Annotated in this window: 10 protein-coding genes and 1 pseudogene; 8 read left to right on the top strand and 3 right to left on the bottom strand. The window is 74.0% G+C overall.

The window, feature by feature from the left end:
* The first annotated feature begins 49 nt into the window (after positions 1-49).
* Positions 50-1,336 (top strand): MFS transporter, encoded by a 1,287-nt coding sequence (locus ACZ4TV_RS00145; protein WP_468129025.1) that lies wholly within the window; start codon positions 50-52, stop codon positions 1,334-1,336.
* Positions 1,337-1,345: 9 nt separating this feature from the next.
* Here ACZ4TV_RS00145 and glgX read toward each other — a convergent pair whose 3' ends face one another.
* Positions 1,346-3,460: a glycogen debranching protein GlgX gene (glgX, locus tag ACZ4TV_RS00140; RefSeq protein WP_468129023.1), complete on the bottom strand. Its 2,115-nt coding sequence runs from the start codon at positions 3,458-3,460 to the stop codon at positions 1,346-1,348.
* Between the two features lie 286 nt (positions 3,461-3,746).
* Between glgX and ACZ4TV_RS00135 the strand changes: the two genes are divergently transcribed.
* Both ACZ4TV_RS00135 and ACZ4TV_RS00130 read left to right on the top strand, forming a co-directional pair.
* A complete protein-coding gene (locus ACZ4TV_RS00135) occupies positions 3,747-5,024 on the top strand; it encodes an SAV2148 family HEPN domain-containing protein (protein ID WP_468129021.1) in 1,278 nt (425 codons plus the stop codon).
* Between the two features lie 116 nt (positions 5,025-5,140).
* On the top strand, positions 5,141-5,860 hold the full coding sequence (locus ACZ4TV_RS00130; protein ID WP_468129019.1) for an exonuclease domain-containing protein: 720 nt from the start codon (positions 5,141-5,143) through the stop codon (positions 5,858-5,860).
* A 169-nt stretch (positions 5,861-6,029) separates the two neighbouring features.
* Here ACZ4TV_RS00130 and ACZ4TV_RS00125 read toward each other — a convergent pair whose 3' ends face one another.
* Positions 6,030-6,905: a phosphotransferase enzyme family protein gene (locus ACZ4TV_RS00125; protein ID WP_468129017.1), complete on the bottom strand. Its 876-nt coding sequence runs from the start codon at positions 6,903-6,905 to the stop codon at positions 6,030-6,032.
* 162 nt (positions 6,906-7,067) lie between these two features.
* Here ACZ4TV_RS00125 and ACZ4TV_RS00120 point away from each other — a divergent pair, with 162 nt between their 5' ends.
* The 4 genes and pseudogenes from ACZ4TV_RS00120 to ACZ4TV_RS00105 all read left to right on the top strand — a co-directional run bounded on the left by ACZ4TV_RS00120 (position 7,068) and on the right by ACZ4TV_RS00105 (position 12,142).
* Complete coding sequence (locus tag ACZ4TV_RS00120) at positions 7,068-9,623, top strand: FUSC family protein (protein WP_468129015.1); 2,556 nt, start codon at positions 7,068-7,070, stop codon at positions 9,621-9,623.
* Between the two features lie 36 nt (positions 9,624-9,659).
* Positions 9,660-10,897: pseudogene (mgt, locus tag ACZ4TV_RS00115) on the top strand (macrolide-inactivating glycosyltransferase).
* Between the two features lie 20 nt (positions 10,898-10,917).
* The gene (locus ACZ4TV_RS00110) at positions 10,918-11,481 is read left to right on the top strand and encodes a DUF1697 domain-containing protein (RefSeq protein WP_468129013.1); all 564 of its coding nucleotides are present in this window, start codon (positions 10,918-10,920) and stop codon (positions 11,479-11,481) included.
* 286 nt (positions 11,482-11,767) lie between these two features.
* Entirely contained in the window at positions 11,768-12,142 is a 375-nt protein-coding gene (locus ACZ4TV_RS00105) for a hypothetical protein (protein ID WP_468129011.1), read from the top strand.
* A gap of 31 nt (positions 12,143-12,173) precedes the next feature.
* Here the strand turns inward: ACZ4TV_RS00105 and ACZ4TV_RS00100 are convergent, their stop codons facing one another.
* Positions 12,174-13,019: an aldo/keto reductase gene (locus ACZ4TV_RS00100; RefSeq protein ID WP_468129009.1), complete on the bottom strand. Its 846-nt coding sequence runs from the start codon at positions 13,017-13,019 to the stop codon at positions 12,174-12,176.
* A 45-nt stretch (positions 13,020-13,064) separates the two neighbouring features.
* On the opposite strand from ACZ4TV_RS00100, the gene ACZ4TV_RS00095 reads away from it, so the two are divergent.
* Complete coding sequence (locus ACZ4TV_RS00095; RefSeq protein WP_468129007.1) at positions 13,065-14,066, top strand: ketopantoate reductase family protein; 1,002 nt, start codon at positions 13,065-13,067, stop codon at positions 14,064-14,066.
* The last annotated feature ends 206 nt before the right edge of the window (positions 14,067-14,272 follow it).

Raw genomic sequence — 14,272 nt, 5'->3', positions numbered from 1 at the left:
GCCATGACCCAATGCATCCGAGTGACTGCACCGGGTTAATGTCGATCAAGTGGCTGGAACCGTCAACACCTATCGAAGAGTCATCGCCCTGACCGGGCCCCTTCTCCCCCTCGTCTCCTTCCTCGCCCGACTGCCCGTCGCGATGTCCCAGTTCGGCAGCTTCCTGCTGGTGGCCCAGACCAGCGGCTCCCTCGCCACCGCCGGCACGGTGGGAGGCGCGCTCTCCCTCGGCCAGGTCCTCTTCGGACCCGTCCTCGGCTGGCTCGCCGACCGGCACGGGCAGCGGCCCGTCGTACTGGCCGCCGCCGCCGTCAACGCCGTCGCCACCGCCGCTCTGGTCGCGGGGGCGCTCACCCACCTCGCCACGCTCCCGCTCGCCGCGATCGGCGCCCTCACCGGCGCCTCCGTGCCGCTGATCGGGCCGCTCGCCCGGACCCGCTCCGTGGCCCTGGCCCGCCGCGCCCGGTCCGAGGAGAGCGTCGTGGGCGCCGTCCACGCCCTCGAAGGCACCCTGGACGAGGTCTCCTTCGTCTTCGGACCCGCCCTCGTCGGGCTCGCCGCGCTCCTCGCGCACCCGGCCTTCGCGCTCGCCGGCGCGGCCGGGCTCGTCGCCGTCTTCGGTACCGCCTACGCGCTGCACCCGACCGCCGCCGTCACGGCCGGGTCCCCCGTCCGGGACCGGAAGCCGGGCAGCCGGGTCCGGCCGCCCGGCATGGTCTACTCCCTGCGCGGCTCCCTCGCCCTCCAGGGCGCCATGTTCGGCGCCTGCCAGGCCGGCATCACCGCGCTCACCCTCCGGCTGGGCGTCCCCGACCAGGCCGCCGTCGTCTACTCCGCGATGGGCGTCGTCAGCGCGGCCGTCGGCCTCTCGCTCGGCGCGCTACCCGCCCGCTTCGGACTGCGGCTGCGCTGGCGGGTGGCGACCGGCGCGGCCCTGGTGCTCTCGGCGCCCCTGCTGTTCACCGACGGCCTGTGGCCGCTGTACGCCGTCGTCACCGTCCTCGGGGCCGCCTACGCGCCGCACCTGATCACCGCCTTCGCGCTCACCGAACGGGCCGTGGAACCGGCCCGGCTGTCCACGTCGATGGCCTTCGCCGCCAGCTGCCTCGTGGCCGGCCAGGCCACGGCGCTCGTCGTCTGCGGGCGCCTCGCCGAGTGGTACGGCCCCACCGGGGCCTTCGCCGTGGCCGTGGGGGCGGCCGCGCTCTGCCTGACCCTCGCCCTCGTCACCCGGGTGCCCGCCGCCCGTACGCCCGGCGCCGAGACATCCATGCCGGCCCGGCGGACCGCCTCCCCGATGGCCGGAGAGGGCGGCGCCGCCTACGCCGGGCGCTGAAGCGGCCTCCTACGCCGGGCGCTGAAGCACCACCAGACATCGTCCCGTCAGGGGCACCCGGTCACCGGCCGCGTACTGCGGCCCGGTGCCGGGTGGCAGCACCTCCGGCCGCGCCGTGTCCACCACCAGCCGCCACTGCGCGCCGTGCCCCGCCGGAATGGTGAAGTCCTGCGGATCCGCGGCCGCGTTGAACATCAGCAGGAACGAGTCGTCGGTGATCCGCTCCCCGCGGATGCCCGGCTCGGAGATCGCCTCCCCGTTGAGGAAGACGGTCAGCGCCCGCGCGTGCTGCGCCTGCCAGTCGCGCGCCCGCATCTCCTCGCCCTGCGGGGTGAACCAGGCGATGTCGGAGAGCTCGTCGTGCGTGCCCTCCACCGGACGGCCGTGGAAGAACCGGCGCCGCCGGAAGACCGGGTGGTCGCGGCGCAGCCACACCATCCGCCGGGTGAACTCCAGCAGGGCCGGCGACGGTTTGCCGGGCTCCGGCCAGCGCACCCACGACAACTCGTTGTCCTGGCAGTACGCGTTGTTGTTGCCGCCCTGGGTGCGGCCGAACTCGTCGCCGTGGCTGAGCATCGGCACCCCCTGCGACAGCATCAGGGTGGCCGTGAAGTTGCGCATCTGGCGCTCGCGCAGCTCCAGGACGTCCGGGTCCTCGGTCGGCCCCTCCACCCCGCAGTTCCAGGACCGGTTGTGGGTCTCGCCGTCCCGATTGCCCTCCCGGTTGGCCTCGTTGTGCTTCTCGTTGTACGAGACCAGGTCGTGCAGGGTGAAACCGTCGTGGCAGGTGGTGAAGTTGATGGACGCCAGCGGGCGCCGCCCGTCGTCCTGGTAGAGGTCCGAGGAGCCCGTCAGCCGCCCGGCGAACTCCGCGAGCGTGCGCGGCTGCCCGCGCCAGAGGTCCCGTACGGTGTCCCGGTACTTGCCGTTCCACTCGGTCCACAGCGGCGGGAAGTTGCCCACCTGGTAGCCGCCCTCGCCCAGGTCCCAAGGCTCGGCGATCAGCTTCACCTGGCTGACCACCGGATCCTGCTGGACCAGGTCGAAGAACGAGGACAGCCGGTCCACCTCGTGGAACTGGCGGGCCAGCGTCGCCGCCAGGTCGAAGCGGAAACCGTCCACGTGCATCTCGGTGACCCAGTAGCGCAGCGAGTCCATGATCAGCTGGAGCACGTGCGGGGAGCGCATCAGGAGGGAGTTCCCGGTGCCGGTGGTGTCCATGTAGTGGCGCGGATCGTCCGCCAGCCGGTAGTACGAGGCGTTGTCCAGCCCGCGGAAGGACAGCGTCGGGCCCAGGTGGTTCCCCTCGGCCGTGTGGTTGTAGACCACGTCCAGGATCACCTCGATCCCGGCCTCGTGCAGCGCCCGGACCGCCGACTTGAACTCCAGCACCTGCTGGCCGCGGTCGCCCGAGGCGTAGCCGTTGTGCGGGGCGAAGAAGCCGATGGTGTTGTAGCCCCAGTAGTTGCTCAGCCCGTCGTTGACCAGCCGGTGGTCGTGGACGAACTGGTGCACCGGCATCAGTTCCAGCGCCGTCACCCCGAGCTTGGCGAGGTGGCCGATGACCGCCGGGTGCGCGAGCGCCCCGTACGTGCCGCGCAGCTCCTCGGGAAGCTCCGGGTGGTTCATGGTCAGACCCTTGACGTGCGCCTCGTACAGCACCGTGTGGTGGTACTCGTGGCGCGGCGGCCGGTCGTTGGCCCAGTCGAAGTAGGGGTTCACCACGACCGAGCTCATGGTGTGCGGGGCGGAGTCCAGGTCGTTGCGCGAGTCGGGCCGGCCGAAGTGGTAGCCGTACACCTGTTCGCCCCAGGACACGCTTCCGCTGATCGCCCGCGCGTACGGGTCCAGCAGCAGCTTCGCCGCGTTGCAGCGCAGCCCGTGCTCGGGCTCGTAGGGGCCGTGGACGCGGAAACCGTAGCGCTGGCCCGGCATGACGCCGGGCAGGTACGCGTGGCGGACGAAGGCGTCCGTCTCGCGCAGTTCCACGGCGGTCTCCGACCCGTCGTCGTGGAGGAGGCACAGCTCGATCCTCCGGGCGGCCTCGGAGTAGACCGCGAAGTTGGTGCCGGCGCCGTCGTAAGTGGCGCCGAGCGGATACGCCTGTCCCGGCCAGACCTGCATGAATAACGACTCTTCCCTCGATGTCGGAGGATGTCCCGGCTGATCGGGCGTGGACCACGTCACTGCCAGATCTTCCCCGAAAGAGGGGCCCTACGCGCGGACTTGGCAGGGGTCCTACCGGGTGACCCGCAGAGCCGATATGCGGGTCAACGGACTGTCCGCGCATCCGATAATGGGTCAACGGACAGCCGGTGTACGGACCATCGGGCTGCACCGGGCCGCGCGCGCGGAGTACCCTTCCGTGATCACTGGAGACGGGCGTCCAGACGCAGAAGGCGGTGCACGGGTGAGCTCGGGAGGTCTGGAGCTGCCCCCTGGTGACAGCAGTCACGAGGGTGGCCCGGCGGACGCCCCAGGGGGTGTCCCCGGCGGGGCACCGGCGGGGGTCGCGGCCGGTGCGGTCTCCTTGGCGGGCGGACCGGCGGCGGCCGGGAGCGTACGGGCCGGCGCAGAGCTGGACTGGAGCGCGGAGGCCTGGAGCGAGGTCCGTACCCGGGCGCAGCGGGCCGGCCGGGCATACATCTGGCTCAACCTGATCGAACAGCGGCTGCGCTCGGTGGTCGGGGCGGTGCTGCGGCCGATCTACGAGCCGGTGCACGGCGGGGACGACTGGGTGGTCGCCGCCGCCGGGCCCGCCGGCCAGGAGTGGGTGCAGCGGGCCGTGGCCGTACGCGAGGTCAGCCGGCGCAAGGGCTACCTCCTGGACTCGGCCGACGACAACGTGCTGAGCTTCCTGACCCTGCCCCAGCTGCGGGAGCTGATGGTCCAGCACTGGCCCTGCTTCGAGCCGTACTTCGACGACCGGCGCGAGATCGAGCAGGCCCTGGACGAGTTGGAGGTCACCCGCAACGTGGTCTCCCGCAACCGGGCGCTGTCACGGGCCGTGCTGGAGCAGGCGGAACGGGCCTCGGCGCGGCTGCTGGAGGTACTGGGCGGGGGCTCCGGCAGCCCCTCGGCGGACCGGCTGCCGATCGACGCCGTCGAGGACCTGGTGGGCGACCGGTACGCGGACGTCATCTCGGTCCACCCGGACCGGGTGCGCCTGCAGCGCCAGCTCCCGGCCGAGGACCTCTTCGGGGGCGCGCGGCGGCTCGACGCCATCGGCATAGGGCTCAACCTGCTGGTCCAGAACTTCTCGGGCCGAAGACTCGTCCGGCTCACGGAGGCCGGCTGCCGGGTGCGGCTGCTGTTCCTGAACCCGGCGAGCAGCGCCGTCAAACGGCGCGAGCGGGAGCTGGGGCTGCGCAAGGGCGAGCTGAGCCGCTCGGTGGAGATGAACATCCTGCACGTCCGCCGGATCCGGGCGGGTCTGCGGGACCCCTCGCGCTTCGAGATCCACGTCTTCGACGAGACCCCGCGGTTCACCGCCTATCTGGTGGAGGGGCAGTCCTCGGGCATCGCGGTGGTCCAGTCGTACCTGCGGCGGGCGCGCGGGATGGAGTCCCCCGTCCTCGTCCTGAGGGGCGGTGGACGCGGAGTGCCGAAGGACGCGGACCACGGGCTGTTCACGACGTACCGGGAGGAATTCGAGTCGATGTGGGAGGACTCCCGCCCGGTGTCCTGAGCATCTTCGAGGGGTTCGAGGGGTTGGGGGTTCGAGGGGGGGCGTCGGCCGGCTTGTCAGTGCCCCGTGGCAGGCTGAAAGCCGTTGACCGAAGGTGTGCGGGGGAGGGGCGGGGCATGGGGGACTGGCACGGCGGTGTGCTGATCGGATTCGACCTGGAGACGACCGGCACGGAGCCGGGGGAATCGCGGATCGTGACGGCGGCCGTGGTCGAGGTGCGCGAGGGAGCGGTGCGCGAGCGGCGCGGCTGGCTCGCGGATCCCGGCATACCGATCCCGGAAGGGGCCTCGGCGATCCACGGGATCAGCACGGAGCGGGCGGTAGCCGAGGGCCGCCCGGCGCGGGAGGTCGCGGACGAGGTCGCGCGGGCTCTGGTCGCGCACTGGTGCGCCGGCGCGGTGGTCGTCGCGTACAACGCCGCCTTCGACCTGACCCTGCTGGCGGCCGAACTGGCCCGGCACGGGCTGCCGTCGCTGGCCGAGCGGCTGGGCGGGGCGCAGACCGGGCCGGTGGTGGACCCGCTGACCATCGACCGGGCCGTGGACCGCTACCGGCGGGGCAAGCGGACCCTGGAGGCGGTCTGCGGGGTGTACGGGGTCACCCTCGACGACGCGCACGACGCGGGGGCGGACGCGCTGGCCGCGGTCCAGGTGGCCCGCGCGATAGCCGAGCGGCATCCGGAGGTGGCCGCTCTGGCCCCGGCCGACCTGCACGCCAGGCAGGGCGACTGGCACGCGCGCTGGGCCCGGGACTTCCAGTCGTACCTGCGCCGCCAGGGCACCCCGGACGCGGTGATCGACACGGCCTGGCCCCTGCGGGGGCTGGTCCCGGCCTGAGCGGCGACGCTCGGGCGGCCGGGCGGCCGGGTGGGGCGGGTGACGCCGAACTGCCGCGGGCCGAGCCGGGTCTGGCGGAGCGCGACCGGAAATCCATGAGCACTTGGTGTCCGGGTCTGTCCGGTTCCGTCCGGGCTTATCCGGGGCAATACGCCTAGAACGTACGTCACTAGAACGTACGCCACCGCATTTCCAGGTCGCCGTCTCTGAGGGAGGTCACGCGGCGGCGGAACTCGGCCCGTGCCTTCGGGTTGCTGGGCGCGTGCTGGGAGACCCAGGCGCAGCTGGCCGTCTCCCGGGCCCCGCGCAGGACCGCGCAGCCTTCCCAGTCGCGGACGTCCCACCCGTACGCCGACACGAACGCCTCGTAGTGCTCGGCGGGCATGCCGTACCGGTCGCGGGAGAGGGCCATCACCACCAGGTCGTGCTCGCGCAGATCGGCCGACACGGTCTCCAGGTCGACCAGGGCCGGACCGTCCGGGCCCACGTGGACGTTGCGCGGCAGGGCGTCGCCGTGGACCGTGCCCGGGGGGAGGTGCGGGGTCAGGGCCGCCAGCTCACCGGCGTAGGCATCACGGCGGGCCCGCAGGAACGCCGCGTCGGCCGGGTCGATCGCGTCCCCCGCCAGCCGCAGCCAGCGCTCGACGCCGTCCAGCAGGTCCCGCGCCGGGAGGGCGAACGGCGGCTCGGGCAGGGCGTGGACGGCGCGCAGCAGTACCGCCAGGTCCTCGGGGCCCGCGGGCCGGACCGCGTCCGGGAGCCGGTGCCAGAGGGTCAGCGGGTGCCCGGCCACCAGCCGCGGCTTCGGCTCGGCCGCGCGGACCGCCGGGACACCGGCCGCGGCGAACCAGTCGGCCACCGCGAGTTCCCGCTCGGCCCGCGCCAGCAGCGCCGCCTCCCGGCCGACCTTCACCACCAGGTCGCCGACGGCGAAGACGGCGTTCTCGCCGAGCGCGAGGAGGGCGGGCGCCCGGGTCTCGCCCCGTCCGCGCCGGCCCGTGAGGCCCGCCGCCATCAGTACGTCCCTGGCCTGAGCTTCGTCCATGCCGTTGGTCTCGTCCTTCGCCGGTTGGGTCGTGATCGCCGTGCATCCGCCGTGCCGTGCATCGCTGTACTGGAGTTCGTTCTATCACCGCCAGTGCGGGCGCCTGACTGACATGTCAGTCAGTGTGTGGTGGCTCGGCGCGGGCGGCCCGATGCTGGAGTCATGGGCGCCGAACGCGACGGAGGCGCCGGCCACGGCCCCGGGACCGCGGCGCGGCGTGCGCTCCGCACCACCCTCGCCGCGTGTGCCGGGTTCTTCGTGTGCCTGTACGGGCTGGACCGGCCGGTGGCGGCGACGTACGCCCTGTTCGGGGTGGTGGCGATGGCGGCCCTCTCCCACATCCCCGGCACCGGCCGCCGGCGGGCGGCCGTCATGGTCAGGACGGCGCCCGCGGCCTGGGTGCTGGTGACGGCCGGCACCTACCTGGCGGTGCGGACCTGGAGCGCCGTGGCCGGCATGCTGCTGATCGGCTTCGTCCTGGCCTTCGCGGCGGCGGCCGGGCCGCGGGCGGCGGGCGCCGCTCCCGGGCTGCAACTGCTCTACATCCTGCCGTGCTTCCCGCCGTACGCGCCGGACACCCTCGGCGAACGGCTCGCGGGAGTGACCTTCGGCCTCGTCCTGCTGGTCCTCGCGGAGACCCTCGTGCTGCGCGAGCCGCAAGGCCCTTCCTACCGGCGGCTGGCGGCGCGGGCCGCCGCCACCGCCGCCCGCTGCGCCGCCGAGCTGGACCGCGCACCGTACACCCTTTCCGCCGCTTCGACGGCGGCGGCCCGCGCGGCCGGTGAGTCGCTGCGGCCCCTCCGGGTCGACGAGGCCGAACGCCCCGCCGGACCGGGCCTGCGGGACCGCGCGCTCGCCCACGCGGGACTGGCCGCCCGTACCCTCCTCGGCCGCATGGCGAGCCTTCCCGCGCCGGCCCCGGGCCGTCCGCCGCCGGAGCAGGGGACCGAGGTGCTGGTCGCGGTCGGCCGGGCCGCCACCGAGACCGCGACCCTGCTGGACGGCACGGCCGAGGTGGCCGGCGCGGCCGGCGGGAGCGACGCGGCCGGCGTCCTGCGGCGCGTACGGGAGGAAGCCGTGGCCGCGACCGCGCGGGAACGGCCCTCGACCGCGGCACGGGGCCGCCGTCAGGCGGTGCTGCTGGAGGTGGCGGACGCCGCCGTGGCCTTCACGACGGCGGCCGAGCTGGCGGTACGGGGCCGGCGCGCGCGCGTGCCGGCCGGGGTCGATGCCGGCCGTTTCTGGTACGCCGGTCAGCGCGCGCCCCGGCTGTGGTGGCACCGGCTGGCAGCACACGCCGGGCCCCGGTCCGTGTACTTCCAGAACGCCGTCCGGATCAGCCTCGCGCTCGCGGCTGCCCGTACGGTCGCGGGCGTGGAGTCGCTGCCCCACGGCTTCTGGGCGATGCTGGCCGTCCTCAGCCTGACCCGGACCACGGCCTCCCAGACCCGGGCGACCGTACGCCAGGCACTCACCGGCACGCTGGTGGGCGCCCTCGCGACCGGCGCCGTACTGGCCGTGGTCGGCGGGCGCACCACCGTCTACGCCGTCGCCCTGCCGGTCGTCATGCTCGTCGCGTTCCGGGTGGGCGCGGTACGGGGAGTGGGCTGGGCCCAGGGCATGTTCACCCTCGTCGTGGCCTTCGTCTTCGCGCAGTTGGCCCCCGTGACGTGGCGGCTGGCCGAGATCCGGATCGTGGACGTGGTCGTCGGCAGCCTGATCGGCGTTGTGTTCGGGCTGCTCGCCTGGCCCCGGGGGGCGCAGCAGGAGCTGCACCGGGCGGTCGCCCTGCTGCTGACCAGGGAAGCCGAGACGGTCGAGAGCACCACGGCCGCCGTGGTGGCGGGCGGGCCGGGCGGCACCCCCGACGACCGGCCGCTCCAGCACGCGCTGTCGCTGGCGGAGTCCGCGTACGCGCAACACCAGAGCGAGCCGCGGGCGCCCGCGGGCGACGCTCCGGACTGGCAGGCGGCCATGATGACGGGCCATCACGTGCTGTGGGGCTCGCGCCGGCTGCTCGCCCGCGCAGGCCCGCCCCTCGGACCGGACCACGGACATCTGCTACACGCCCGAGCGGCCGCCCTCTCGGCCCGCATCCGCCAAGCGGCGAAGCAGGCCACCACGCCCCCACCGCCCCCACCGGACCGAGCCCCGGCGGATCTGGCGGGAGCGGCCCCGGCGGACTCGGCGGGAGCGGCCCCGGCGGCAAACGACCCGGCGGGAGCGGCCTTGGCGAACCAGGCGGGCCGGGACCCGGCGGGCCGGGCGGGGGCGGACCGGGCGAACACGGCGGGCCGGGATCCGGCGGACCCGGTGGGGGCCGCCCCGGCGAACCCGGCGGGCCGGGCGGGGGCGGACCGGGCGAACGCGGCGGGCCGGGATCCGGCGGACCCGGTGGGGGCGGCCCCCGCGGCCCCAGTGGGAGCGGAGTCGGCCGCCCCGGCGGAAGCGGCCCCCGCGGCCCCAGCGGCAGCGGAGTCGGCGACCCCGGCGGAAGCGGGCCCCGCGGGCCCGGCGGTAGCGGAGTCGGTGGGGTCGGGGGTGCGGGTGGGGGGCGCGGGCGGGGCTGTTCGCGGGGGCGAGGTGGGTGTACCGCTGGGGGGCGCGCCCCAGCGGTTTTACGCCGCGCTCGCCTGGTTCGACTCGCTCGCCGCCGACGTCGAGCGCGTGGCGGCACCCGCCCGGACGGGCGGCTCCGGCTCCTCCACTCCCGCCTGAGAGCGGCGGCCCGAGCATCCTTCCCCGGCAAAGACATTGCACGAGACGTCTCGTCTCGTTATGGTGGGATCATGACCTCAGCCAAGCCCGCGCACATCGCCATGTTCTCCATCGCCGCCCACGGGCACGTGAACCCGAGCATCGAGGTGATCCGGGAACTCGTCGCCCGGGGCCACCGCGTCAGCTACGCCATCCCCGCCGCCTTCGCCGAGAAGATCGCGGAGACCGGCGCCACACCCGTGATCTACACCTCCACCCTCCCCACCGACGACGACCCGGAGGCCTGGGGCACCGAGCTCATCGACCACCTGGAGCCGTTCCTCAAGGACGCCGTCCAAGCGCTCCCGCAGCTCGCCGCCGCCTTCGAGGGCGACGAGCCGGACCTCGTCCTCCACGACATCACCTCCTACCCGGCGCCCGTGCTCGCCCATCGGTGGGGAGTCCCCGCCGTCTCCCTCTCCCCGAACCTGGTCGCCTGGGAGGGATACGAGCAGGAGGTGGCCGAGCCGATGTTCGCCGAGCTGAAGGCGTCCGAGCGCGGCCGTGCGTACTACGCCGACTTCGCGGCATGGCTCACCGAGAACGGCCTCGGCGACCAGGTCGACCGCTTCCAGAGCCGCCCGCGCCGCGGGCTCGTCCTGATCCCCAGGGCGCTCCAGCCGCACGCCGACCGCGTCGACGACTCCGTCCACACCTTCGTCGGCGCCTGCCAGGGCGACCGCAGCGCGACCCAGGGCAGCTGGACCAGGCCCGCGGCTGCCGAGGGCAAGAAGGTCGTGCTGGTCTCGCTCGGCTCCGCCTTCACCAAGCAGCCCGCCTTCTACCGCGCCTGCATCGAGGCCTTCGCGGACCTGCCCGACTGGCATGTCGTCCTGCAGATCGGCAAGTTCACCGACGAGGCCGACCTGGGCACGATCCCCGCCAACGTCGAGGTCCACCGCTGGGTTCCCCAGCTGGACATCCTGCGCCAGGCCGACGCCTTCATCACCCACGCGGGCGCCGGCGGCAGCCAGGAAGGCCTCGCCACCGCCACCCCGATGGTCGCCGTCCCGCAGGCCGTCGACCAGTTCGGCAACGCCGACATGCTCGTCTCGCTCGGCGTGGCCCGGCAGGTGCCGATGGCCGAGGCGGACGCCGCGACCCTCCGGGAGGCGGTCCTCGGACTGGTCGCCGACCCTGAGGTCGCCGCCCGCGCCGAGGCCCTGCGCGCGCAGATGGCCACCGAGGGCGGCACGCGACAGGCCGCCGACCTCATCGAGGCCGAACTGTCGTAGCCCGTGTCTAGGGTGCCCCCATGACGAAGAAGGCCAGGACGACGACATACGCGGTGCTGCTGCGCGGCATCAACGTCGGCGGAGGCAAGAAGGTCCCGATGGCGGAGCTCCGCTCGGTGCTGGAGGGGCTCGGCCACGGCGACGTGCGGACGTACCTGCAGAGCGGCAACGCCGTCTTCAGCAGCGCGAAGACGGACCCGAAGGAGCTCGCCCGCGAGTTGGAGGGAGCCATCGAGGCCCACTTCGGCTTCCGCGTGGCGTGCCTGGTGCTGGACGGCGCGTACCTGCGCGCCGTCGCCGGGGCCTGTCCCTTCCCGGCCGCGGAGCTGGAGGGCAGGCAGCTGCACGCCACCTTCTTCTCCGAGCAGCCCGGCCCGGAGCGCTTCGCCGGCATCGACCCGGCGGCGTACCTCCCCGAGGAGTACCGGCTCGGCGACCGCGTCCTCTACCTCTACGCCCCCAACGGCCTGGGCCGATCGAAACTGGCCGAGGCCCTCGCCAAGCCCGCCGTCGTCAAGGGCATCGACGCCACCACCCGGAACTGGAACACCGTCGCCAAGCTCGTGGAGCTGACGGGAAGCTGATCCGATCCGATCCGATCCGATCCGATCCGAACCCGCCCGCCGGCGACGCCCGTTCGGTTTCAATGGAGGGGGAAACACGGAGGGGGAGCGATGAGCGACGCCTTACCCGCGGCGGACGACGACACGCCGTCGGCCGCCCGTACCAGCCGTACCCGGCGGATGGCAGAGGTGGCCGCCGTGGTGTCGGCCGCCGCCGCTCCCCGAAGGCTGGCACCCGGTCACGGCCGCGGCCCTCACCGCCTCGCTCGCGCTGCCCGACGGCTGGAAGATCGCCGATGACGACGCGATGCACGTCAACTGGGTCTCGCCGGACGACCGCTACCGCATCGGCGTCAAGCGCGACAGCACCCACGGCAGCACCGCCCACGCGGCCTCCATCGGCCAGCTCGCCTGGTACGCGAACACGGCAGAGTCCAAGATGCACGACCTCGTCTCCCGCAGCCACACCACCGAACAGGACGGCAGGACCGCCGTCCGGCTGGAAATGGACTACCACTGGGAGAAGCCGGACACGCCCCGCCGCCGGGTGGAACTCTTCGTCGCGGGTGAGGGCGGACAGGTGTACCAGCTGCTCGTCGACGACGCCGACCGCGAGCAGCCGTCACAGCTGCCCGAACTCTTCGAGACCGTCCGCGCCCACCTGCGCACCGACGTGCGGTGACCGGCGGCGGTGACCGACGTGCGGTGACCCCTCAGACGAGCGCGTCCAAGAGGTCGAGCTCCCGCGCCGCGAGGTGGATCGTCGTGGCGTCCAGGTTCTCCGCCAGGTGTACGGGGGAACCCGTGCCCGGGGTAGGGCACAGGACGGGCGAGTGGTGCAGCAGCCACGCCAGGGCGATCTGGCCCGGCCCCGCACCGTGGGCGGCGGCCACCGAGGTGAGGGCGGCCGCGCTCTCCCGGGTCAGGGCTCCGCTGCCCAGGGGGTAGTACGGGAGGAAGGCGATCCCGCGCGCCTCGCACAGCGCGAGCACCTCCGCCGAGCCGCGGTCCAGCAGGTTGTAGGGGTTCTGGACCGAGGCGATCGGCGTCGACTCCAGTGCCAGCCGCAGCTGTGGCGCGGTGACGGTGTCCAGCCCGATGTGCCGGATCTTGCCCTCCGTCCGCAACTCGGCCAGCGCCCCCAGCTGTTCGGCGATCGGCACGGAGGGATCGAAGCGGTGCAGCTGGTAGAGGTCGATCCGCTGCGCGCGCAGCCGTCGCAGACTCGCCTCGCACTGCCGGCGCAACTGCTCCGGCCGGCCCGCCACGTGCCACTCATCGGGGCCGGTGCGCACCACCCCGCCCTTCGTGGCGACGACGAGCCGCTCCCCGTACGGGTACAGGGCCTCGGCGATCAGCTCCTCGGCCAGGTCGGGGCCGTAGTTGTCGGCGGTGTCGATGAGGGTGACCCCGCGCTCCACCGCCGTGCGCAGCAGCGCCCGGGCCTCGGCGCGCTCGCCGCGCGGACCCCAGTATCCGGGGCCGACCAGACCGCCCGTGCCGAAGCCGAGCCGCCGTACGGGCAGCTCCCCGCCGAGTTCGAACGCCTCGTTCACCATGCCCCGACGGTAACGCAGGGCGCCGGATGTGCCAGGCTCGTGGGCATGCGTTACATCATCATCGGCGCGGGCGCGGTGGGCGCCACCATCGGCGGACGGCTCGCGGAGGCGGACGGCGAGGTCGTCCTCGTCGCGCGCGGCGCGCACGCGCAGGCCCTGCGGGCCGACGGGCTGCGGCTCACGACGGCCGACGGGACCCGGGTGCACCGGCTGCCCGTCGTCACGGAACCGGACGAGCTGGGTGAACTGCGCCCCGACGACGTGCTGGTGCTGACGGTCAAGACCCAGGACGCCATCGCCGCCCTCGACGCGTGGGGCGACGCGGAGGTCGAGGGCGGCGGCACGGCGGCGCAGCGGCTGCCGGTGCTGTGCGCGCAGAACGGCGTGGAGAGCGAGCGGCTGGCGCTACGGCGCTTCGCGCGGGTGTACGGGGTGTGCGTATGGCTGCCCGCCACCTTCCTTGAGCCGGGCGTGGTCTCGGCGCTGTGCGCCCCGCTGACCGGCATTCTGCACCTGGGCCGGGCGGCGGGCGGCAGCGACGCCGTGTGCCGGGCCGTCGCGGCGGACCTCGCGAAGGCCGGCTTCGAGGCGCCGGTGGTCGAGGACGTGATGCGGTGGAAGTACGCCAAGCTGCTGGGGAACCTGGGCAACGCCATCCAGGCGACGACCGGCCCGGAGCCGGACCCGGCGAAGGCGGCGCTGCTGCTGCGGGCGGTCCGCGAGGCGAAGGCGGCCTTCGGGGCGGCGGGGATCGCGTACGCCTCGGAGGCGGAGCAGTCGCAGGCGCGCGACGGCAAGGTGGACCCGCCGCCGGGGGTGCGGGGCGGATCCTCGTGGCAGAGCCTGGCGCGGGGGACGGGCTCGGTGGAGACGGACTATCTCAACGGTGAGATCTCCCTGCTGGGCCGTCTGCACGGGGTGCCCACCCCGGTGAACGACGTCCTGCGGCACGCGGCCAACATCTTTGCGCGGGAAGGGCTGCCGCCGGGTGCGATGTCCATCGCGGACCTGACCGCCCTGGCCGACGAGGCCGCGGCCCGCGCGTAGTCCCTGCGGGGGGCTCTGCCATCGCCCCTCGCGCCTCGATCGCGGGCGCGGCTCAAAGACCGGGGCTCCGCCCCGAACCCCGCGCCTCAAACGCCGGCGGGGCTGGATGTGCCGGCGCGGCTCAAAGACCGGGGCTCCGCCCCGAACCCCGCGCCTCAAACGCCGGCGAGGCTGAAAAATAGCCTCGCCGGCGTTTGAGGCGCGGG

This window comes from Streptomyces sp. NPDC028910, from assembly GCF_055564955.1.
Note: the sequence above shows the minus strand (reverse complement) of the source record. Positions and strands in the feature narration are given on the sequence as shown.

Excerpts from the sequence above, each read along its gene's own strand:
- glgX (WP_468129023.1), bottom strand. The coding sequence starts at position 3,460 with ATGCAGGTCTGGCCGGGACAGGCGTATCCGCTCGGCGCCACTTACGAC.
- ACZ4TV_RS00130 (WP_468129019.1), top strand. The coding sequence starts at position 5,141 with ATGGGGGACTGGCACGGCGGTGTGCTGATCGGATTCGACCTGGAGACG.
- ACZ4TV_RS00125 (WP_468129017.1), bottom strand. The coding sequence starts at position 6,905 with ATGGACGAAGCTCAGGCCAGGGACGTACTGATGGCGGCGGGCCTCACG.
- ACZ4TV_RS00120 (WP_468129015.1), top strand. The coding sequence starts at position 7,068 with ATGGGCGCCGAACGCGACGGAGGCGCCGGCCACGGCCCCGGGACCGCG.
- ACZ4TV_RS00110 (WP_468129013.1), top strand. The coding sequence starts at position 10,918 with ATGACGAAGAAGGCCAGGACGACGACATACGCGGTGCTGCTGCGCGGC.
- ACZ4TV_RS00105 (WP_468129011.1), top strand. The coding sequence starts at position 11,768 with ATGCACGTCAACTGGGTCTCGCCGGACGACCGCTACCGCATCGGCGTC.
- ACZ4TV_RS00100 (WP_468129009.1), bottom strand. The coding sequence starts at position 13,019 with ATGGTGAACGAGGCGTTCGAACTCGGCGGGGAGCTGCCCGTACGGCGG.
- ACZ4TV_RS00095 (WP_468129007.1), top strand. The coding sequence starts at position 13,065 with ATGCGTTACATCATCATCGGCGCGGGCGCGGTGGGCGCCACCATCGGC.